Origin of the sequence: Pantoea sp. DY-5 (genome assembly GCF_019795955.1) — a bacterium.
Classification (GTDB): Bacteria; Pseudomonadota; Gammaproteobacteria; order Enterobacterales; family Enterobacteriaceae; genus Pantoea; species Pantoea leporis.
Window position 1 is genome coordinate 228,223 of the sequence record NZ_JAIMIE010000005.1, and the last position, 20,781, is coordinate 249,003.

A 20,781-nucleotide genomic window follows, 5' to 3' on the forward strand; every position below is an offset into this window, starting at 1 on the left:
AAAATAGCCATTAACCTGAACCAGTTATTAATATAATTACCGCAACTGACTATCCTTACTTCCGCGGCGGTTATAACCGCTGATCGCCGCCTGTTTTTTATCGATCTTGCTCTGGCAATTCACGCAGTAACGCACGCCAGCCAGTGCCGCGCGACGCGCTTCCGGGATCGGTTCGCCGCACTCGTCGCAAAATTCAGCACTTTCACCGTGCCCAAGATTTTCACGAGCGCGGGCCACCGCATCATCTACCGTGGCATCAATTTGTTTGTGTACCGCACCGTCTTCTGACCAACCGCCAGCCATACTTCACCTCCGCAAATACTCATGCTCTGAGTATAAGACATGACGTGACTTGTGCCGGGCAGCTCAAATTTTTACGCGTATTTAACATGGTTGACACATCATCGCGCGCCATCCTAGACTGCGGCTTGTTCCAAGGGGTGCTCTGTTAAGGGGCTGAGATTCTACCGGCTGGCGTGTATGCGCGAGCAACGTAGTGACCCTCCGAACCTGATCCGGCTAATACCGGCGTAGGGATGCGGAACCGCAGGGCGATATCGCGCCCTGATTCCCTCTTTGTGCTTTGTGGCGGACAGTTCGCGCTCTTCAGGCGTTGCCTGAGAGTCTCTGCGCAATCGCAAAGGTGGCGACGCACATGAACGAAACACACATCATCCAGGCTCTGCTGACATTCCTGCAGCGCGAAGATAGCTCAGACGACGATTTCAACCAGCTGGCCCTCGAAATCTTCGCTTATCAGTTCGCACACAATTCCCCTTATCGCCGCTTCGCCACCCAGCGCGGACGCACGCCGCTGACGGTGAAAAACTGGCGCAACATTCCCGCCATCCCGATTAATGCCTTCAAAGATCTGACGCTCAGCTGCCGTCCCACCGACCAAATTGCCGAGATCTTTATGACCAGCGGCACCACCGGCACGGTAAAAGGGCGCAGTTACCATTCGACGTTGGAAGTGTGGAAGAAATCGATGCTGCTCAACTTCCGCCGTCGCTTTATGGCGGGCCGCGATCGCATTCGCATGGGCATTTTGTTCCCGGATACCGTGGCGATGCCGAACTCCTCGCTGGCGACCTATCTTGATTTGGCGATGAAGGAGTGTGGCACGCCGGACAGCGAAGTAATGGTGGGCGAACATGGCCTCGAAACCAGTCGTCTGTTCAGTGCGCTGGAACAGGCCGAAGCGGGTGGCGAACCCTACGCGTTGCTGGGCGCCAGCTACAGCTTTGTACCTCTGCTGGATGACATGCAGCGCCAAAAACGCCGCTTCGCGCTGCCGGCAGGCAGCCGCATTCTTGATACCGGCGGTTTCAAAGGCCAGTCGCGCGAGATGGGCGCGGAAGAATTCTACGCTTCGCTCTCTTACGCTTTCGGTATCCCGCGTTCCCACTGCATCAATATGTACGGCATGACGGAAATCAGCACGCAGTTTTACGACCTGGGCAATGAGCGCTGCCCGCCGGTGAAATCCGGGCCGCACTGGATCCGCACGCGCGTGGTCAATCCGCTTACCGGTGATGATGTGCCGGACGGCGAAGTTGGCGTGCTGGTGCATCACGATCTGGCGCATTTCAACTCGGTGTCCGCCTTGCTAACGGAAGATGCGGGCGTGAGGGTGCCCGGCGGTTTCCATCTGCTGGGACGCGCGACTGGCGCTGATGCCAAAGGCTGTTCGCTGACCATGGAGGCGTTTCTCGCCAGCGCGCAGGCACAGTTGTGAAAGAAGTTGCCGGACATCTGCCGGGCCTCTCCGCTGACGAAGTGCAGTGGCACACGCTGAGTTTCAATCATCGTGGCCAGCGCCTCGAGGTTAGCGTTCCGCAGCTTGATGACGCGCAGATAAAGGCGCTCGCAGCGCGCATCCGCACCAACGCCCGCGCTTATCTCCAGCAGCTGAGCGTGGCGCAGATCATTGGCATCATTGATGCAGCGGTGGCGCGACTGCTCGATCGTCATCATCCACTGCGCATCAAGGCCGAAAAGCTGCTGCCCATCGTCACCGGTTACGATGCCGAGATGGTGCGGCTTGGCCTTACCGGCTATCTGAAAACCTTTCGTCAGCCGCAGCTGAAGCGCTTTCTGGCGGAGGATTTCGCCGATGCGCAGATGCTCGACGATTTCCAGCCGCGCCCCAAAGGCGGCTTTGCGCGCGCATTTGGCCCGCAATTGTTAATGCATATCTGGGCGGGCAACGTGCCGGGCTTGCCGCTGTGGAGTTTGATCTGCGGTCTGCTGGTTAAGGCGGGCACCATCGGTAAACTGCCGGGCAATGAGCCGCTGATGGCAAGCTGGTTCGCGCAGTTGCTGGCGGAGATCGATCCGAAACTGGGCGAATGTATCGCGGTGGTGTGGTGGAAAGGCGGCGATGCGCAAACCGAACTAACGTGGCTGCGTCAGCCCGATGCGCTGGTGGCTTATGGCGGAAATTCAACGCTGGCGGCGATCCAACAGCGTTTGCCGGTTACCACGCGCTTTCTGCCGCACGGCCACAAAATCAGCTTCGGAATGGTGGCGCGTTCGGCGCTGAATGTACGGCAAGGCGCGGAGCTGGCGCGTCGCGTGGCGTATGACGTGATGCGTTACGACCAGGCCGGTTGTTACTCGCCGCAAATGCTGTTTGTCGAGCGCGGCGGCAAGGTGTCGCCGGATGAGTTCGCCAGCTACATCGCCCATGAACTCGCCGCGCTGGCGCACAAACATCCGCGCCGTCCGCTGGCGAGCGAAGAGATCAACAGCATTGCCGCGTGGCGTAATGGCGAGGAGATTCGCGCGCTGGGCGGCGATCGTACGCTTTACGGCGAGGCGGCAGACGATTGGGCGGTGGTGAGTGTTGATCATGCGGAGCCTTTATCGCCAACGGCACTGGGCCGTACGTTGAAAGTGGTGTGCGTGGATGCGCTGGAGGAAGTGGTCGATTTGGTGGCGCCGCAGTGGCATTTTCTGCAAACCGCAGGCGTGGCGGCCGCGCCGCAGGCGTTGTTCGGCATTTCGGCTCTGCTCGGGCAAGTGGGCGTTACGCGCATCGCGGCGTTCGGCAATATGACCTCGCCGGAAGCGGGCTGGCATCACGATGGACGTTTTAGTTTGCTCGATCTGGTGACCATCACGGAGATCGAGCAGGGCGCAGAAGCGACCGCCGAGAGTTATGCACCGTACGCGGAGTGACACGGTCGCCATGAATGGCGACCCTACAACGCGCCGGGTTTTGTAGGGCGCGCATTTATGCGCACCTTGCTGAAGCACACTCGATCCCTAAGGAGCCAAAAATGAAATTCTCCAACCAAACCATTCTGGTAACCGGCGCAAGTCGCGGCATTGGTGCGGCGATCGCTAAAGCCTTCGCCGCAGAAGGCGCGTTTGTGGTGGTGAACTATCTGCGCAATGAAGCTGCCGCTGCGGGCGTGGTTGAGGAGTGCCGCGCATTGGGCGGCGACGCGCTGGCGATTGCCGCCGATGTCACCTCTGAGCAGCAGGTCAACGCGATGATGGAGCAGATCGTCAACGCCACCGGCCGTCTTGATGCGGTGATCAACAACGCTTTCGCACCTTACGTTTTCGACACTGAAAATCGTTCACGTTTCTGGGAAACGTCGTGGTCGGGCTATCAGTCGCAGTTCGATGGCGCGGTAAAAGCCGCCTATAACGTTTGCCAGGCGGCGCTGCCGTTAATGCGCGCGCGCGTGCGCGGCAGTATCGTTAATCTCACCAGCGATCTGGTGGCGCGTCCTTCAGTGCCTTACCACGATTACATCACCGCGAAAGCGGCGCTAACCGGCTTTAGCCGCACGCTGGCGACGGAGTTGGGCCCGCTAGGGATCCGCGTAAACTGCGTGGCGCCCGGCCTGGTGTATCCCACCGATGCCAGCCAGGCAACGCGCGAGGAGGTGCGCGATTCTCTTACCGCGCAAACCCCGCTGCGGCGCATCGCGCGACCGGAAGATGTTACCGGCCCGGTGCTGTTTCTCGCCTCCGACTGGAGTGAATTTGTCACCGGACAAACGTTGTACGTTGATGGCGGATTAGTGATGAATTAACCCGTACGGTCGCCATTCGCGGCGATCGGTTTAGCCCTGCGCAAGCAAATAACTATCCAGCCTGATCAACGCGATCACATATTTCGGCAACGCCTCCAGCAGCGATGGCAGATGGATTGTCTCGTCGGCACCGTGCGGCAATCCATGGCCTTCGGGTAAAAAATCGGGCGTGTTTGCCGCAGTTTTCCGGTAGCCGGGACCAAAGGTGATGGCATTTGGCAGCTTCTTCGAATGGGTCACGCCGCCCATCGCGTAAGGGCGATCGTCATTGCCGGTGGTGTCATTCCACACTTGCTGCAGCAGCGAAATCACCGGATGTGAGGCCGGCAGGAAGAACGGAGCCACGTCGCGCCAGCCGGGATCGAGCGTAATGGTAGTAGCGGCTAACTGCTGTTGCAGCATCTCGACGATCTGCTCGCCGCGCCACGAAACCGGATAACGGATATCGCAGTCAATGCTCAGCGTGTCGGCGCGATGGCTGTACCACACGCCCGCGTTCAGCGTCAGTTTGCCGGACTCCGCATCTTCCAGCCCCAATCCGGCGCTCTCGCCATACGGCGACGCAAACAGCTGTACCAGCGTTTCCGCCAGCTGACGTTCGTGGTCGCCCAGCAGCTCCAGCTCAATCAGCGCCGCGAGCAGCACCTGCGTGGCATTCAGCGTGCCGTCGGGGAAGGCGGCATGCCCGCCGTTGCCGCGCGCTTCCAGGGTGAAAGCGCCATCGTTTTCCGGCTTGATCGACACATAGGTCGCGGCAATGCCCTGCAGCAGCGCCAGCTTTTCACTAACCGCATGCTGATCGGCCTGCGCAATTCGCACGCTGGCGAAATCCGGCACGCTATTGCTGGCCGATCCGGCAACAATATCCGCCAGCACGCCCGATTCGGCGACATTCAGGGTAAAACTGAGTTGCCCTTTCTGCGCATTATTCACCGGGAACATGCCATCGGTGACAATCGAATAATCAGGCACCGGACCGTTCTCCGCGAACCACGCCATATCGGCCATGTTGGTCTCTTCCGCCAGGCCATAAACGATGCGCAGATTGTGATGCAGCGGAATTTTCAGATCGCGCATCAGCTTTAACAGATAGAAATTGAGCACGCCGGGCCCTTTGTTATCCGCCACGCCACGACCAATCACAAAATCACCGTGCTGCGTCAGCGCAAAGGGCGGAAAGGTCCAGTTATCGCCCGCCGGCACCACATCCAGATGGTTGATCAGCCCGATGTCGCGCGCGTGCTCGCCATAAATCACCGAACCGGCGTAGCCCTGATGCTGTTCGGTTTTGAAACCGGCCTGCTCGGCCTGATCTAACACCTGGTGCAAGATTTGCGCGCACTCGGGGCCAAAAGGCGCGCCGGGCGCTGCGCGGTCGGCGCGGCTGATGCTGGGAATGGCAATCCATTCGGCCAGATCTTCGGTTAATGCGGCGCGGTGCTCCGCAATCCATTGCTGGATCTGTGGCAACAGCGCGCTTTCCTGAGGTGATAACGACGCGGACATAAGGCTTCTCCTTCAATTTATGCACAACATAAAACATTCCACCGCGTCGGCTTAGACGCATTTGCGCGAACCATTGCTACCACGCAGCTAAGCGCCACTTCATGCGCATTCCTGCAAAGCTTAGCTATTTTTGTTGCTCGTATTGCATGGCAAAGCAACGGAGATTAACGCCCTACGACGCTAAGTCACCAGTAATGCAGGAGAATTAAGGTGGATAACAGCCCCGCAGCCGGAGCGACAGTCGGCGTGGATGTCGGAGGAACCTTTACCGATTTTGTTTTATTTGATCCGCAACGCCAGCAACGCTTTTTCCATAAACAGCCCAGCACGCCCGCCGATCCCGCTCTGGCGGTAAGTGACGGGCTGCGCGCCGTGCTGCTGAAAAGCGGTTTGCCCGCCAGCGCGCTATCGCTGGTGTTGCACGGCACCACGCTGGGCCTCAACGCCATTATCCAGCGGCGCGGCGCGGATATCGCGCTGGTGATCAGCGCCGGTTTCCGCGATGTGCTGGAGATCGCGCGTGCGCGTATGCCGTCCTCCTTTGATTTTCATGCCGACCGCGAGCCGCCTTTTTTACCGCGTCAGCGCGTGCTGGAGATCCCGGCGCGTTTTAGTCCCGCCGGTGAAGTGACGCAGTGGCCAACTGAGGCCGAACTGGCGATGGTGGCATCCGAGGTTCTGCAACTCAAGGTAAGCGCGGTGGCGCTGGTGACCATCAACGGTTATGCCAATCCCACGCGTGAAGCGGAACTGGCAAGCGCGCTGGCCGCAAAGTTAGGCGCTGTGCCGGTGCTCTCTTCGGCGCAGCTGTGGCCGGAGATTCGTGAATATGAACGCACGCTGGTGGCCGGGCTGAACGCCTATATTCAGCCGCTGATGCAGCGCTACTTTAACCGCCTGAGCGATTTACTGGCGCAGCAGGCGATTGACGTTCCCTTATTAATCACCGCTTCTAATGGCGGCGTGCTGCCGCTGGACGCCGCGCATCAGCGCCCGGTGGACACGCTGCTCTCCGGACCGGCATCTGGCGTGATTGCTGCGGCGCATCTGGCGTCCGGAACGGGCTTTGTCTCCTTTGATATGGGCGGCACCAGCAGCGATATCTCGCTGTCGCAGCAGGGCGAAATCGAACGCGTTAACCGCACCGAGATTGGCGGCCTGCCGCTGATTCTGCCGGTGGTGGGCGTATCGGCGATTGGTGCCGGCGGCGGCTCCATCGTGCATGTCGATGATTTCGGCATTCTCAAGGTTGGCCCAGAAAGTGCGGGCGCGGATCCGGGCCCGGTTGCCTATCAGCGCGGCGGCACGCAACCCACGCTCACCGATTGCTATCTGGTGAGCGGCATCTTATCCGCCGACGCGGCGTTGGCGGGTACCATCACGCTGGATCACGCCGCCGCACTTCGCGCACTCAGCGAATTGGGCGAAACGTTAGGTTTGGCGGCCGAACAGGTGGCAAGCGGCGCTATCGCAGTAGCCACCGCGCAGATGGCGACCGAACTGAACAAAGCGCTGGCGCAGCGCGGATTGACCGCCGATGGCTTGACGCTGATTCCCTTTGGCGGCGCGGGCCCGACCCACGCCAACTTCTTTGCCGAAGAGGCGGGCATCAACCGCATTCTGGTGCCGCTGCGTCCCGGCACGTTCTGCGCCGAGGGCGCGATCAGCGCTGATATCCGCCGCGACTTTGTGCGCAGCCTGCGCATCAACGTTACAGCGGAGAGCTACGGCAAAATCGCCGCCACCGTTGCGGAGCTGCATCAGCTGGCGCAAAAGTGGTTTGCCGAACAGGCCAGCCGCCTCAGCGAGCGCGCCCATTATCGGGTGGAAGCGGATATGCGCTATGCCGGACAGGCCTACGAACTCAGCGTCACTCTCGGCAGCCCGGCAAGCATCACGCATCAGCAACTGCTGGAACATTTTCAGCAGCTGCACCAGCAGCGTTATGGCTTTATTAACACGCCTGACGCGGCCATTGAACTCACCACGCTGCGCCTGTCACTGAATGCCGCGTTGCCGCCCCCAATCGATAAACCTTTTAACGCAGACGTTGAGATTGATGAGGCAGTTTCGCGCCCACTTTATCTGCGCGGCGGCTGGGTGAATGCGCGCATCTGGCAACGTGTGAACATCGGTAAGCAGAGCCACATTCTCGGCCCGGCGGTGATCGAACAAGAGGATACTACCACGCTGATCTTGCCTGGCTGGTCGGCGTGCACCGATAGCAGCGGCAATCTGTTGATTGCGCGTGTAACGGGAGACGCAGCATGAAACTGGATGCCATCACTCTCGAAATCCTCAACCAAAAACTCACCGCGCTCACCGAAGAGATGTGCCACATCCTGCAGCGCACCGGACGCACGCTCTACGTCAAGGAAACTGCCGATTTTTGCTGCGCGGTGGCTGATCTGCAAGGCCGCTTCTTTGCCTATCCGAAAGGTATTGGCGTTTCCGGTTTTGTCGGGCTGAACGCGCTAACCGCGATTCAGGCGGTCGGCGAGGTCGCGCCCGGCGATGTGATTCTGACTAACGATCCCTGGCGCTCGCGCGGGCTGGCGACGCATCTGCCAGATTTGCAGGTGCTGGCGCCGTGGTTCATTGATGGCGAACTGGTGGCGTGGGGCTGGGCTTTTTTACACGCCTCTGACGTTGGCGGGCGCGTGCCGAGCAGCATCTCGCCGACCAACAGCGATATTTATCAGGAAGGGCTGCAAATTCCGCCGGTCAAGCTGGTGCGCGCCGGCGAACTCAATCGTGATGTGATGAACATTCTCACCGCCAACAGCCGCACGCCGGAGGCGATTGCTGGCGATATTCAGGCGATGCTGGCCGCGCTCAATGCCGGTCGCGATCGCCTGAATCGCATCGTGGCGCAGCATGGCGTTACGGACGTGGTGCAGGCGCAGCAGGATTTGCAGGCATATTCGGCAATTCGCGCGCGCCAGGTGCTGCGCCGCATTCCCGACGGCGTTTATCAGTTTGAAGATTACCTCGATGACGCCGCAGGTAGCGGCTTGCCGGTGCGGCTCGCCATCACCGCCACCTTTAACGATGGCAAGGTGCATCTCGATTTCACCGGCAGCGATGCGCAGGTGGCGGCGGCGATCAACATTCCCAGCCACGGCGATCCGCATGCGTGGCTGACGCTGCGCATTTTGGCGCTGGTGTGCACGCTGGACAAAGACGTGCCGCTGAATGCCGGATTACTCGCGCCAGTGACGCTGTTTGCGCCCGCCGGATCGCTGGTCAATCCGCACTATCCGGCGGCAGTTGGCGTACGCCATGCGGCGGCGGTGCGCGTGAATGATCTGCTGAACGGTTTGCTGGGTCAGCCGTTGCCGGACGTAATGCCCGCCGCCAGCGGTGGCACCATCATTCCGCTGGTGATCGCCGAAGTGGCGCGCAATGGCCGCGAGCAGAATGTGCAGGTGATCGAACCGCTGGTTGGCGGCGGCGGGGCGCGTTGGGGGCATGACGGCATCGACGGCCGCGACAACAGCATCTCGAATCTGGCGAACAATCCGGTGGAGATGGTGGAAGCGGAAACCCATATCGAAATCCGCCAGTACGCGCTGCGCCCGGGTTCTGCCGGCGCAGGACAATGGCGCGGCGGCATGGGCCAGCAGATCCGCGTGCGCATTCTGCAAGATGACAGCACGCTGCTGGCGCGCGGCATGGAGCGCATGCTGTTCCAGCCGTGGGGCGTGCAGGGCGGTCAGCCGGGGCAATCTACCACGCTGACGCTTAATCCTGATGTCGCGGGCGGCCAGCCACTCGGCAAGATCGATCTGCTGAGCGTCAACGCCGGTGACGAAGTGCTGCTGCAAACGCCCGGCGGCGGCGGTTGGGGCGATCCCTTCAAGCGCGATGCGCTGGCGGTGCAAAACGATGTCGATAACCATTTGCTGAGCCACGCCGACGCGGCGCAGCACTATGGCGTGGTGTTTACCGATCACGGCATTGATGCCGCGGCCACCGCCGCCTTGCGCAGCCAACCGCGTGCGGCGTCATCTTCCTTCGGCGCGGCGCGCGAGAACTGGCAAACGCTGTTTGAGGGCGATGTGCTGACGCGGCTCAATCAGCTGCTTTATCCACTCAGTCCGGCCGAACGCCAGCGCCATCGCTCAGCGGTGTTTGCCGCCGCGTTAGCGCTGTTACCGGCAGATTTTCCCCGTTCAACTTCTCCAGCTATCGCGACGGCGCGCCAGGCGTTTTCCGCTGCGCTGCGCGCGCTGGAGAGTGAACTTTCAGCGTCAATGACCTCAATACCAGGAGATGGCCATGCGCCAGTTAAATAACAAAAAAATCCTGCTCACCGCGCTGGTGGGCATGTTGATCAGCGGTGCGGCGAGCGCGGCTGAAACCACAGACTCGGTGATCGTTGGCGTTTACGGCGGTGACTGGGAGAAAAATATCCGCGCGTCCGGTCTGGAGCAGTTTGCCAAAGATAATCACCTGAAACTGACCGTGGTGCCGGGCGCGGATGCCGAATGGTTTGCCAAGTTGCGTGCCGCCAAAGGCCGTCGTTCGCCGTATGACGTGGTGGTGTTCCAGCCCGATACCGTGCAGCGCGCGCAGGCGGCGGGCTTGCTGCAGCCGCTGGATGCCAAAGATATTCCCAACCTGAATAATCTGTATAAGAGCGTGCAGTCGCGCTTTGTGTATGACAACAAAACCTACGCCGCCGCCTTCAGCCTCGGCCAGCTCGGGCTGGCTTATCGCAGCGATCTGGTGAAAACCCCGCCAAAAAGCTGGCTCGACTTGTGGAATCCGGAATACAAAGGCCACGTAGCGATTTCATCGCCAACCTACGCCGCCGGTTTGCAGTTCTTCGCGGGCTTAGTGCACGCGTTGGGCGGCGAGCTTAATCAGCCTGCCGCCGTGGATAAAGCCTTCACCAAACTGGCGGAACTGCGCGGCAACGCGGTGGCGTTCCCGGACAGTCCGGGCGCGATTCAAACTCTGCTGGAGCGCGGCGATGCGTGGGTGGTGCCGTACTGGGATGGCCGCGTGTTTGCGCTCAAGCAGCAGGGCATGAAAGTTGACTTCGTCTATCCGTCCGATGGCCCGGTTGTCGGTGCTGCGAACTGGGTGATTCCAAAGGGCGCGCCGAACCTCGCCAACGCCTATAAAGTGGTTAACGCCATGTCTGCGCCTGACGTGCAGAAAGCCTTCTCGGATAAATCACTGTATGGCATGACCAACAAAGACGTGCAGTACAGTGACAACCTGAAGAAGCAGGTGAAAGTGGGCGAAGCAGCCTACAGCAAACTGATCTGGATTGATTACAGCACCGCCACGCCGCAGCTGGCGGACTGGACGCGTCGCTGGAGCCAGGCGCTGGGTGGTGCCAAATGAGTTCAGTCGTCATTGACGGCGTAGCGCGGCAGTTTGATAACCATCGCGCGCTGAATGACGTCAGCATCACCATCGAGCAGGGCGAGTTTTTCTCTCTGCTCGGGCCGAGCGGCTGCGGCAAAACCACGCTGCTGAATATCATCGCCGGATTTTTGTCGCCGAATAACGGACGCGTGTTGATTGGTGGCAAGGATGTCACCGCGCTGCCGCCGTATCAGCGCCACATCGGCATGGTGTTCCAGAACTACGCGCTGTTTCCGCATCTGAGCGTGGGCGATAACGTCGCGTTCGGGCTGAAGGTGCGCAAAGTATCGCGCAGCGAACAGCAGCGTCGTGTCACCGAAGCGCTAAAGCAGGTGCGACTGGAAGGGCTGGCGCAGCGCATGCCGCATCAGCTTTCCGGCGGACAGCAGCAGCGCGTAGCGATTGCGCGTGCGCTGGCGATTGAACCGCAGGTGCTGCTGCTGGATGAACCGCTGTCGAACCTTGATGCGCGCCTACGCAAGGAGATGCAGGACGAACTGCGCGCGTTGCAGCAGCGCGTCGGCATCACCACGGTGCTGGTGACGCACGATCAGGAAGAGGCGCTGACGCTGTCGGATCGCATTGGCATTCTCGGCCAGGGCGAGCTGCAGCAGATTGGCGCGCCCGCAGCGCTCTATCGCCAACCGGCGAATCGCTTTGTCGCGGAGTTTGTCGGACAGGCCAATCTGTTCCATGCCTCTGCGCACAACGGACTTTACCAAGCGCGCGATCACTTTGTTGTCGCCGGATCAGCGCTGCAACTCAGCGCCGCGCAACCGGCAAGTGCCTCATCGTTGCTCATTGTGCGTCCCGAGCGCGTGCAGTTCTCCAGCGAGCCGCAGCAATTTACCAGCAACGGCAGCGCCGCCAGTGTGAAAGAAGTGAGTTTTGCCGGTGCGACTTTACGGCTGGTGTGCCAGCTGCCGGGCGGCGGCGAGATCCGCGTGCAGCCCGCAGAAGCACACTTTTCACAGCTGCCCGCGCCGGGCGATCGCTGCTATCTGCACTGGCAAGCGGCGGATGTCATCGTGCTGCCCGCGCAGGAGCGCGCCTGATGAAGATCGCCACGCGTAATCTGTTTCCCTGGCTGCTGCTGACGCCATCGCTACTTTTTCTGCTGCTGTTTTTGCTGGTGCCGCTGCTGCTGCTGTTCGACCAAAGCCTGACCAACGTTGATAGCCTGCTCAATCCGCTGCCCGGTTACAGCCTGGCGCAATATGTGACGGTGTTTGCCGATCCGCAATATCTGCACGCGCTCTGGACCACACTGTGGGTGTCGTTGCTCACCGCCGCGATTACCGTATTGCTAGCGTGGCCAGCGGCGTGGCTGCTGGTGACGACGCAGCGGCGCGGCTGGCGCACGCTGCTGTATGTGATCCTGATTTCTCCGCTGCTCACCAGCGTGGTGATCCGCACCTTCGCGTGGATTGTGCTGCTGGCGCAGAACGGTTTGATCAACGGCTTCCTGCTGTTCACCGGTCTGATTCCACAGCCGCTGAGCCTATTGTGGAACATGAATGCGGTGATCATCGCTTATGTGCAGGTGATGCTGCCGTTTGCCGTGCTGCCGCTGATTACCTCGCTGAATGAAATCGCGCCCTCGCTGCGGCTGGCGGCGATGAGTCTGGGTGCTACGCCCGCGATGACCTTCCGCCGCGTGGTGCTGCCTTTGACGCTGCCCGGCATGCTGACCGGTTTCATCATCGTCTTTTCCCTCGCGGCGGGCAGCTACATCACGCCATTGCTGATTGGTGGACGCTTACAGCCGCTGCTGCCGATTGCCATTTATCAACAGGCGATGCAGATCGCTAACCTGCCGCTGGCGGCGGCGCTGTCGTTGACCTTGCTGGTGATGACCTTGATTGTCGCCGGGATTGCGGGCGCGTTCCTGAAACGCTGGGAGAAGAAAAATCATGGATAACACGCAAAGCCTGGCGCAGCGGCTGACGCAGTTCGGCGTGACGCTGGCGGGCATCGTGATTTACGCCTTTTTAGCGCTGCCGGTGCTGGTGATTGTGCTCTCGGCGTTTAGCCCGGAACCCTATCCGCAGTTTCCACCGCAGGGATTTTCGCTGCGCTGGTTTAGCGCGCTTTTACAGGATGACGGCTGGATCGCGTCGCTGTGGATCAGCGCCTTGCTGCTGGTGATCGTCACGCCAATCACCGTGGTGCTGGGTACGTTTGCCGCCTGGTCGCTGGCGCGGCTGGAGTTCCGCTATCGCGAAGCCTTGCAGGCGTTTATTCTGTCGCCGCTGATGATTCCGCAAGTGGTGCTGGGCATTGCGCTGCTTTATGTGCTGACGGCGGCGGGTATCGCCGGGATGATCAGCGGGCTGGTGATTGGCCATGTGGTGGTGGCGCTGCCGTATGTGGTGCGCACCGTTAGCGTGAGCCTGGCGGCAATGGATAAGCGGCTCGAAGCGGTATCGATGAGTTTGGGCGCGGGGCGCTGGTATACGTTTCGCCACGTCACGCTGCCGCTCATTAAGCCCGGCATTCTGGCCGGAGCGGTATTTGCGGCGGTAACTTCGTTTGGTGAAGTCTCCGTGAGCCTGTTTCTCAGCGCGCCAGACACCATCACCGTGCCGGTTCGGGTATTTAATTACGTCGATCAGACATTCGATCCTACGGTGAATGCGATTTCGGTAATCTTTATTATCTTCGCGGTGCTGATTTTAATGGTAATTGAGAAAACAATTGGGCTGGTGAAGTTGAGTTAGATTGTTAGGTTATCGCCGCCGTGGTGGGGAAATAATGGGATTGTTGCGTGATAAATAATGGATATTGCGTTTACGGGTCTTTCTCAGAAAATTCTGTAATTAAACAACTAAACCGCACTGGTAAGTGCGGTTTTTTTATGAAGCGGGATCACAACTGGCTAAATTTTCGCTTCACTGAATTTTATTATTCCCCTATGGTTTTCGTGGTTAATGGGATTAACTATAGGGATATATATGTACCACAGTGATGCGGTGATACGGCAGCTACAGGCGCAAAGGATTCTGGCAGAAAAGCTCGACAACGCCGTTTCCGGCGTTATTGACGCAGTTTCCGAACAAGTCAATAAGATTAATAAAGGGGCGACCCGGCTTTCATTTTATGCATCGTGTTTTACTGATGAGTATTTGGATGTCTGTAAAAAACAGGCGATCGAAGATAAGCGTTTCATGTTGGGAATGGTACAGTTAGTAAAAGAGCGGCGCATAGTTTTCGAACTTCTAAAAACCTACATTGAATATCAGCTTGAGAACCGTTCTATGCGGCAGATTGCGGTAATTAAAAGCCAGCTGATGCGGTTAAATATTCACATTGCGGCAAGCACGCTGACATCAAACGCCTTTGCGGTCGGGACGACAATGGCAGTGATTGTGGCAATGAATATCAGGTTTCCGGTTGCCAAAAGTATTGGTGGTTATTTTGGCGACGCGGTGGGGGTGCTGACAATATACGGTATCGTCCAGAATGCGGCAGAAAGCGCCAAAAGGTTGCAGGTCATGCATCCGGCTTATTATCAGGCGCTATACATACGCAGGCTTGAAATGATGTATTTTCTCATTGAGGACGAATTTATCCGGGCAGGTGCGCTCACGAATAAAAGGCTTTCCGAATATGAACTCGCTCATGTGCTCGCGAAACTAATGAGAAGGGCATGAAACGTTTCCTAAAACAATGGCTGAGGTCCCAATCCAAAATGCTGCTGCGTATCTACGTGCCGGTTATTATTACCGTGCTGTACGGTATGTTCAAATTTTACCTATACCCCGACAGCGGCATGCTGAGCGTGGGGATCGTTTACCTGTGTGCGTATATTTTTGTTGTTTATAAATGTCGAAAACTTTAAAGGATTAAATATGTCAACTCCAGCACATCTCTGGTTAGAAGATGAAAGCGGTTCGCCGATTGTGGGCTCGTGCATGATGCCGACCAGACTCGGTTCGATAGAGCTCAACTCCGTCATGCACAATATTACCATCCCGGTGGATCCGCACACCGGAAAGCTGACAGCCACACGGATTCATGCACCGTTATCCGTTCAAAAGGAGTTTGATAGAACAACGCCGGTGCTGTTTCGAGCATTGTGTCAGTGCAGAACGCTGAAATCTGCGACCATCAAGATGTACCGAATTAACGAAGCGGGTATTGAGGTCGAGTATTTTAATATCCACCTGGATAACGTCAAAATCTCCAGCATCTCTCCGGCTCTGCTGCCAAACGGCCAGACCAGCACGCATCTGGAAAATATTGAGCTACGATATGAAACGATCACATGGAAATACGTGGACGGAAATATTGTGTTTAAGGATGGATGGAATGAGAGGATGATTGCTTAGCTTTTGGCTAAGATTGCTGACGCTGAGGATTAGAAATAGATGAACAAAATAGTATTGCTCAAAGACGATATAACCAAAGTCCCAGTGGAAGTCTTTTTGAACGCGACAAATACCTCCTGAGCCGTTTTTAACGGGTAGGCGAATAAAACACTGAATTGTTTCGTTTCCCTATATCAGCACCGGGGTACATAGATTTCCTAAAACGTTGAAGACTGAGATTTAGCTTCACGGTATAGTATCATTGTCCTATAGTTTGCAAGGGTAATGGAATTAAAATAGGGATATATATGTACCACAGTGATGCGGTCATAAAACAGCTTAAGGCGCAAAGGATTATGGCAGAAAAATTCGACAATACAGTTTCTGGCGTTATTGATGCAGTTTCCGGTCAGGCCAGTAAGAACAATAAAGGGGCGATCAGGCTCTCCTTATCACGCATGATATATACGTGAGCTTTAAATGATGCATTTCCTTATCGAACCTTCATTCATGCGCTGATGCGCTAAAAAGCCAATCGCTTTCAGATCACGAAGTCGCTGAGGGATTGATTAAGTTAGTAGGGAAATAATGAGGAAATTTTTAAAACAATGGTTAATATCAGAATCGAAATTTCTGATCTGCACTTACGTGCCGATAGTATCAACAATACTTTTTGCGCTGCTACAAATCTACTTTTTTCCAGATAGCAGTATGTTAGGTGTAGGGATATTTTATCTGTGCGCTCTTTCATTTGTTATCTACAAATGTCGTTAAATTTAAGAGTGAAATAGAGCATATTTAGCGTGCTGAAACATAATGCTCTTCAGGTTTGCATACGAGTAGGTTGGAGTGAACTAGGATGGGGTATTTGAAGAGATGGTTAGTAGAACATTTAAAGTTGTTGTTATGCATCTATGTTCCGGTTTTATGTACTCTCGTGTTTGGTGTGCTTAAAGTTTATTTCTATCCAGAGAGTGGAATGATGAGCGTGGGCATTGTATATCTTCTCACGCTAATAATTTCTGTTAATAAATTTCGTTAAATTCAAAAGAATTAATATGTCTGTTCCAGCACCTCTCTGGTTAGAAGATGAAAGTGGTTCTCCTTTTGTAGGTTCGCGCATGATGCCGACCAGACTCGGTTCGAGAGAACTGAACACGGTGATGCACAACATCACAATCCCGGTGGAGCCGCACACATGAAGGCTGACAGCCACAAGGATTCATGCACCAATTTCCGTTCAAAAGGATCGATAGAACTACGCCGGTGCTGTTTCGAGCATTGTGTCAGTGCAGAACGCTGAAATCTGCAACCATCAAGATGTACCGAATTAACGAAGCGGGCATTGAGGTTGAGTATTTTACTATCCACCTGGATAACGTCAAAATCTCCAGCATCTCTCCGGCTCTGCTGCCAAACGGCCAGACCAGCACGCATCTGGAAAATATTGAGCTACGATATGAAACGATCACATGGAAATACGTGGACGGAAATATTGTGTTTAAGGATGGATGGAATGAGAGGATGATTGCTTAGCTTTTGGCTAAGATTGCTGACGCTGAGGATTAGAAATACATGAACAAAATAGTATTGCTCAAAGACGATATAACCAAAGTCCCAGTGGAAGCCATTGTGAACGCCGCCAACACCTCCTTGCTGGGCGGCGGCGGAGTTGATGGCGCCATCCATCGTGCGGGTGGGCCAGCGATTTTGGCTGAGTGTCAGAAAATCAGAAATCGACAAGGTGGCTGTAAAGTCGGAGATGCAGTGATCACCACGGCGGGTGATTTGCCAGCAAAATACGTCATTCACACCGTTGGCCCACACTGGCATGACGGACGACATGACGAAGAAATGCTGTTGAAAAATGCCTATCTGAGTTGTTTTAAACTGGTAGAAGAATATGGCATCCAAACCGTTTCGTTTCCTAATATCAGCACTGGCATATACAGATTTCCGAAAGCGCTGGCTGCTGAGATCGCTTTAGGTGTGATTAATCAGTGTTTGCGTGAGAACTCCAATATCGAGAAAGTAAATTTGGTCTGCTTTGATGAGGAAAATTACGACCTGTATTTAAAACGTCTGAATTAATATTATAATGAATAATCATACTAAGAAAATGGCAGTCTATGGGGGCTATTGATGTCGATTGTAACCGACTTCCACCGCCAGAGTAGCGCCGGGCAAACTTCATAAAATTCGCTTTAGATAAAATTAGGATGCAATGTGATATTTTGGTAACTTTAGTCGATGGCTTACTAAAATGGAAATGAATAATTAATAGGGGTAATAATTAATATGGGTTTTATAAGATCAGAATGAGATCTTAGGTGATCTTGATACTGTTTCGCTGTAAGTACACTCCAAGATTACATCTGAATGATCTGAAATATATATATTATAATACATGATACTTTGAAGTATAATATTGCATTTATTTATGTTGCCGTCAAATGAAAAGGCTAAGCTCACTTTTTCTATATTGAGTAGTTTTAGGGCAAGGGAACTTAAATATTTTAAAGTGCTTCCTAACTTAAATAATAATTAGCTGGCAACTTTTTTCTACCAGCTAATTAATTTGTCACTCATCGATTAAGGATTATATTAAATATTTCATTTTCGATGTTTTTCTCTATTAAATCACCTTTAATTTTGACTATTCCTTTGTAGCTTACTTCCACAAAGTAATCAGTATTATACAAACTAATTTCAAAACCGATTTTTGTAATTTTTGGTTTTATGTCAAAAAATATTTTCTCAGACTTCTGTACAAGATCCTTATTGGATTCAATAATCATTTTTATGCGTGATTCATCGAGGAGATCATATGAATAAAGTTCAACATTGGTAACATTGGTGTTTTTTGATTGAGAGCTAAGTAGTTCTATAACATAATTTAGATCAATTAATTTTGTGGAAATGGTACACTTAAAATCTAATGCTTTTAATAACTCATTTCTAAATGCTGCAAGTGACCTGCTAGGATTGAAAATATAAAGTTCATTACCTAGTATTTTTACATCGTTAATAGCATAATCGACTGTGGTGTTTTCTAGTTCCTCTCCAAAAGGTGTAATAACAATATCCGTATTAATTGTTTTCTTAATATGTTTAAAAATAATCCCTTTGAATTCATTTTTGGATAAAGTAAATCCAGATAAGCTATCCTTCGTGAAATTAAACCCTAGGAGTCTATTAACTATTTCATTTGAATTTAAAGTTGATTCAAACTCATAAATTGCTATTCTTTTTTCCATTTCTAATCCTCCTATCAAATAGTGGAGTAGACAGATAAAGCAGTTTGGTAGATGAGTTTACCCAGCATCTCCTGTTCACTCTTCATGGGGTTTTCGCTAGTAACATTCAATTTCTCTCTTGCTGAGTAACGCTGCACACTTTTTACAGAGTATTTTAACCCTTTTGCTTTATCTTTATCATTAAATTCAACTTCTACAGTATAGCAATCAGATTTGTCTGGGCCAAAAGCTTTAACGTTTTCTCTTACCTTCCACGTTATCTTGTAGATATAATAATTTTTGGCATTTAAACCACTATAAATCTTTGATGTGAGTATCTGTCTGCCTCTGAGAATTGCATTTCTAACCTCCCCAGTGAAGGCTTCATCTACAGAATCATCTTCTGTGATTTCATCTTTATCATTCGTCTTAACCGCTACGGTGACAACATCATATACTTCATAATTAGGAATGGAATTAATAATTTTAGTTAAAAACTCATTTCTTTTCTCAATGCTATTTTTTTCAAAATCAAACTCAATGGGTTTTAATTCTGTATCAAGCTTTTTTGATAGTTGGCTGATAAGTTGTTCTTTTATAATAGAACCAACTTTATTGGCAGGGTAACTTAACAATGCGCCATCATCAGTTATGTCGCATTCAACGATACCTTTTTTAAATGATTTTTGACGCATTGGAGGTTTGGAGTGATCAAACTCAACATATTCGTAATCTATTAAAACTTTCTTTTTACCAATTATATTTACTTCAGCTGTGATCTGTTTTTCGTCTAAAATTCCTTTGATTGCATTGAATGTTGAAGATATATCCGTTAAAGTCACTTTTTTATCAATATCAATGCTGGATTTGCTCTCTTTCTTATCGAGATTGGCTAGCAAAGCAGAAAGATAAACATATTCATGATAGTCAAATCTTATAAATTTCAAAATTTGGATGAGTTCCTCCTTCGAAGCCAAAGGAGACACTAATATTCCACGACCTTTCAATAGTCTCGTGAGGTGAATAGGCTTTATTTTTTGAGCAAGTAATCCATCTCGAATATTTTGATCATTCATGTAGTAAATGCTGTGACCAAATTTTTTTTCTGAGTCTTTCACGATAATACCCCCAGTTCAAGTGAAGTAAATTGTGGTATTACCAAATCTATAGTTCCTTTAACCATAACACCTGCTAGAGCAGTAGACTCAGCATCGCTTCGTCCAAGAGATTTATAATATTTAATGATTGAGTTTGTTAAATTATGCGAAGCATATTTACTTTTCTTTGTTAACTTAATTCTAACGGTACTTGTGTTACTTATTATTTGGTAATAACTCAAAGCATCAATAAAATAATCGAACTCATCTTCTTCTGTTCCATCTTTAGTATAGTAAATCAGATATCCAGCTTTTCCATTATTGCAATCAGCATGTTTGATTATAATCCAGGGTGATGATAAAACATTTATAGTAGCAGGCTCAGAGTAATCATGATCGAAATGATTTTTTATCAAAATTTCATTTGGATGGAAGAAACTAAACTTTGATGGAGGTGGCAGTTCTTCATTACCAATTGAGACTCTGATATCGTTAGCTATGCTGTTTAATTCATTTATTTTATATGGTGAGAAAATATATAGCATTTTATCACTATCTAGATGATTGTCGTCACTTCCTATCTCGTTTACAATATCATCAAAATCTCCATTATAATCACCACAATGGTTGTAAACAAACAACATTCCTATAATTGAGTAAACACCTTCAGGCTTAAATAGAATCTTCCAATTTTCGTTATAAAATGCGCAGTTGGTCGCATATGAAAGAGAATCAACAGCTTTATTAATCTGATCTTTACTTATTGTTTTTTTAGCATAGCTTTTCAAATCTGTATTAATATACTTCATTTCATTGTCATAAGGGTCTCTATAGCAGAATACACAGTCAGAAGGGTGATCAATTTTCCCACCATGATCTTCAGGATTAACACACCCCCAACTTTGGTCTTCGACTATTTTCCTTTCCCATTTAAATACAGAAAAAAGATTTCTGGCAACTTTGTCAGCCATTTCAGCAATGTATCTTGTTTCACTCATTAAAATTTTCCATTATATAAATTGAGTATTTTGATAATTAACTAATTAAATGAAAATTAGAACTTAGCATCAACTTTCAATTGCATTTTCTAATTTTTAAGAAATTTTTATCAGATTTATCTCAAAAAGTATATGTTTTTGTGTATTCGTTGTGCCAAAGACTGGATACTGTTTAGTCCAATAACTTATGCATGCTTGGT

18 protein-coding genes, 1 pseudogene and 1 riboswitch are annotated in these 20,781 nt (G+C 52.5%); of the genes and pseudogenes, 14 read left to right on the forward strand and 5 right to left on the reverse strand.

What is annotated here, in order from left to right:
* Positions 1-36: 36 nt before the first annotated feature.
* On the reverse strand, positions 37-303 hold the full coding sequence (locus K5Y30_RS17285; protein ID WP_008110643.1) for a DksA/TraR family C4-type zinc finger protein: 267 nt from the start codon (positions 301-303) through the stop codon (positions 37-39).
* Positions 304-426: 123 nt separating this feature from the next.
* Positions 427-554: riboswitch (TPP riboswitch) on the forward strand.
* A gap of 101 nt (positions 555-655) precedes the next feature.
* Here K5Y30_RS17285 and K5Y30_RS17290 point away from each other — a divergent pair.
* From K5Y30_RS17290 to K5Y30_RS17300, 3 genes are all read left to right on the forward strand, one after another.
* Complete coding sequence (locus K5Y30_RS17290) at positions 656-1,738, forward strand: long-chain fatty acid--CoA ligase (protein ID WP_222212424.1); 1,083 nt, start codon at positions 656-658, stop codon at positions 1,736-1,738.
* Complete coding sequence (locus K5Y30_RS17295) at positions 1,735-3,183, forward strand: acyl-CoA reductase (protein WP_222212426.1); 1,449 nt, start codon at positions 1,735-1,737, stop codon at positions 3,181-3,183. Before K5Y30_RS17290 ends, K5Y30_RS17295 begins: the two co-directional genes overlap by 4 nt.
* A 101-nt stretch (positions 3,184-3,284) precedes the next feature.
* Positions 3,285-4,052, forward strand: a complete 768-nt coding sequence (locus tag K5Y30_RS17300) for a 3-oxoacyl-ACP reductase (protein ID WP_222212428.1) — start codon at positions 3,285-3,287, stop codon at positions 4,050-4,052.
* A 30-nt stretch (positions 4,053-4,082) separates the two neighbouring features.
* Here K5Y30_RS17300 and K5Y30_RS17305 read toward each other — a convergent pair whose 3' ends face one another.
* A complete protein-coding gene (locus K5Y30_RS17305; protein ID WP_222212430.1) occupies positions 4,083-5,558 on the reverse strand; it encodes a Sapep family Mn(2+)-dependent dipeptidase in 1,476 nt (491 codons plus the stop codon).
* A 210-nt stretch (positions 5,559-5,768) separates the two neighbouring features.
* Here K5Y30_RS17305 and K5Y30_RS17310 point away from each other — a divergent pair, with 210 nt between their 5' ends.
* From K5Y30_RS17310 to K5Y30_RS17360, 11 genes and pseudogenes are all read left to right on the forward strand, one after another.
* Positions 5,769-7,829, forward strand: a complete 2,061-nt coding sequence (locus K5Y30_RS17310; RefSeq protein WP_222212432.1) for a hydantoinase/oxoprolinase family protein — start codon at positions 5,769-5,771, stop codon at positions 7,827-7,829.
* A complete protein-coding gene (locus tag K5Y30_RS17315) occupies positions 7,826-9,856 on the forward strand; it encodes a hydantoinase B/oxoprolinase family protein (protein ID WP_222212434.1) in 2,031 nt (676 codons plus the stop codon). The genes K5Y30_RS17310 and K5Y30_RS17315 overlap by 4 nt, the downstream gene beginning before the upstream one ends.
* On the forward strand, positions 9,840-10,916 hold the full coding sequence (locus K5Y30_RS17320; protein WP_222184209.1) for a PotD/PotF family extracellular solute-binding protein: 1,077 nt from the start codon (positions 9,840-9,842) through the stop codon (positions 10,914-10,916). Before K5Y30_RS17315 ends, K5Y30_RS17320 begins: the two co-directional genes overlap by 17 nt.
* A complete protein-coding gene (locus K5Y30_RS17325) occupies positions 10,913-11,995 on the forward strand; it encodes an ABC transporter ATP-binding protein (protein WP_137387062.1) in 1,083 nt (360 codons plus the stop codon). The genes K5Y30_RS17320 and K5Y30_RS17325 overlap by 4 nt, the downstream gene beginning before the upstream one ends.
* Positions 11,995-12,861 carry an ABC transporter permease gene (locus K5Y30_RS17330; RefSeq protein ID WP_101761280.1) on the forward strand — a complete coding sequence of 289 codons (867 nt, stop codon included), beginning with the start codon at positions 11,995-11,997 and terminating at the stop codon, positions 12,859-12,861. Before K5Y30_RS17325 ends, K5Y30_RS17330 begins: the two co-directional genes overlap by 1 nt.
* On the forward strand, positions 12,854-13,660 hold the full coding sequence (locus K5Y30_RS17335; protein ID WP_217547923.1) for an ABC transporter permease: 807 nt from the start codon (positions 12,854-12,856) through the stop codon (positions 13,658-13,660). Before K5Y30_RS17330 ends, K5Y30_RS17335 begins: the two co-directional genes overlap by 8 nt.
* Positions 13,661-13,894: 234 nt before the next feature.
* A complete protein-coding gene (locus K5Y30_RS17340) occupies positions 13,895-14,593 on the forward strand; it encodes a hypothetical protein (protein ID WP_222212436.1) in 699 nt (232 codons plus the stop codon).
* 198 nt (positions 14,594-14,791) lie between these two features.
* A complete protein-coding gene (locus tag K5Y30_RS17345; RefSeq protein ID WP_222212438.1) occupies positions 14,792-15,271 on the forward strand; it encodes a type VI secretion system tube protein TssD in 480 nt (159 codons plus the stop codon).
* A 287-nt stretch (positions 15,272-15,558) separates the two neighbouring features.
* Positions 15,559-15,723 (forward strand): hypothetical protein, encoded by a 165-nt coding sequence (locus tag K5Y30_RS17350; RefSeq protein ID WP_222212440.1) that lies wholly within the window; start codon positions 15,559-15,561, stop codon positions 15,721-15,723.
* A 585-nt stretch (positions 15,724-16,308) separates the two neighbouring features.
* Positions 16,309-16,786: pseudogene (locus K5Y30_RS17355) on the forward strand (Hcp family type VI secretion system effector).
* A 39-nt stretch (positions 16,787-16,825) separates the two neighbouring features.
* Complete coding sequence (locus K5Y30_RS17360; protein ID WP_222212442.1) at positions 16,826-17,341, forward strand: O-acetyl-ADP-ribose deacetylase; 516 nt, start codon at positions 16,826-16,828, stop codon at positions 17,339-17,341.
* A 494-nt stretch (positions 17,342-17,835) separates the two neighbouring features.
* Here the strand turns inward: K5Y30_RS17360 and K5Y30_RS17365 are convergent, their stop codons facing one another.
* Genes K5Y30_RS17365 through K5Y30_RS17375 form a run of 3 tightly spaced genes read right to left on the reverse strand, consistent with a single transcriptional unit; the run spans position 17,836 to position 20,581 of the window.
* On the reverse strand, positions 17,836-18,507 hold the full coding sequence (locus K5Y30_RS17365; protein WP_222212443.1) for a hypothetical protein: 672 nt from the start codon (positions 18,505-18,507) through the stop codon (positions 17,836-17,838).
* Between the two features lie 14 nt (positions 18,508-18,521).
* Positions 18,522-19,604, reverse strand: coding sequence for a hypothetical protein (locus K5Y30_RS17370; protein ID WP_222212445.1), 1,083 nt, complete (start codon positions 19,602-19,604; stop codon positions 18,522-18,524).
* A complete protein-coding gene (locus K5Y30_RS17375) occupies positions 19,601-20,581 on the reverse strand; it encodes a hypothetical protein (protein ID WP_222212446.1) in 981 nt (326 codons plus the stop codon). Before K5Y30_RS17375 ends, K5Y30_RS17370 begins: the two co-directional genes overlap by 4 nt.
* Positions 20,582-20,781: the final 200 nt, after the last annotated feature.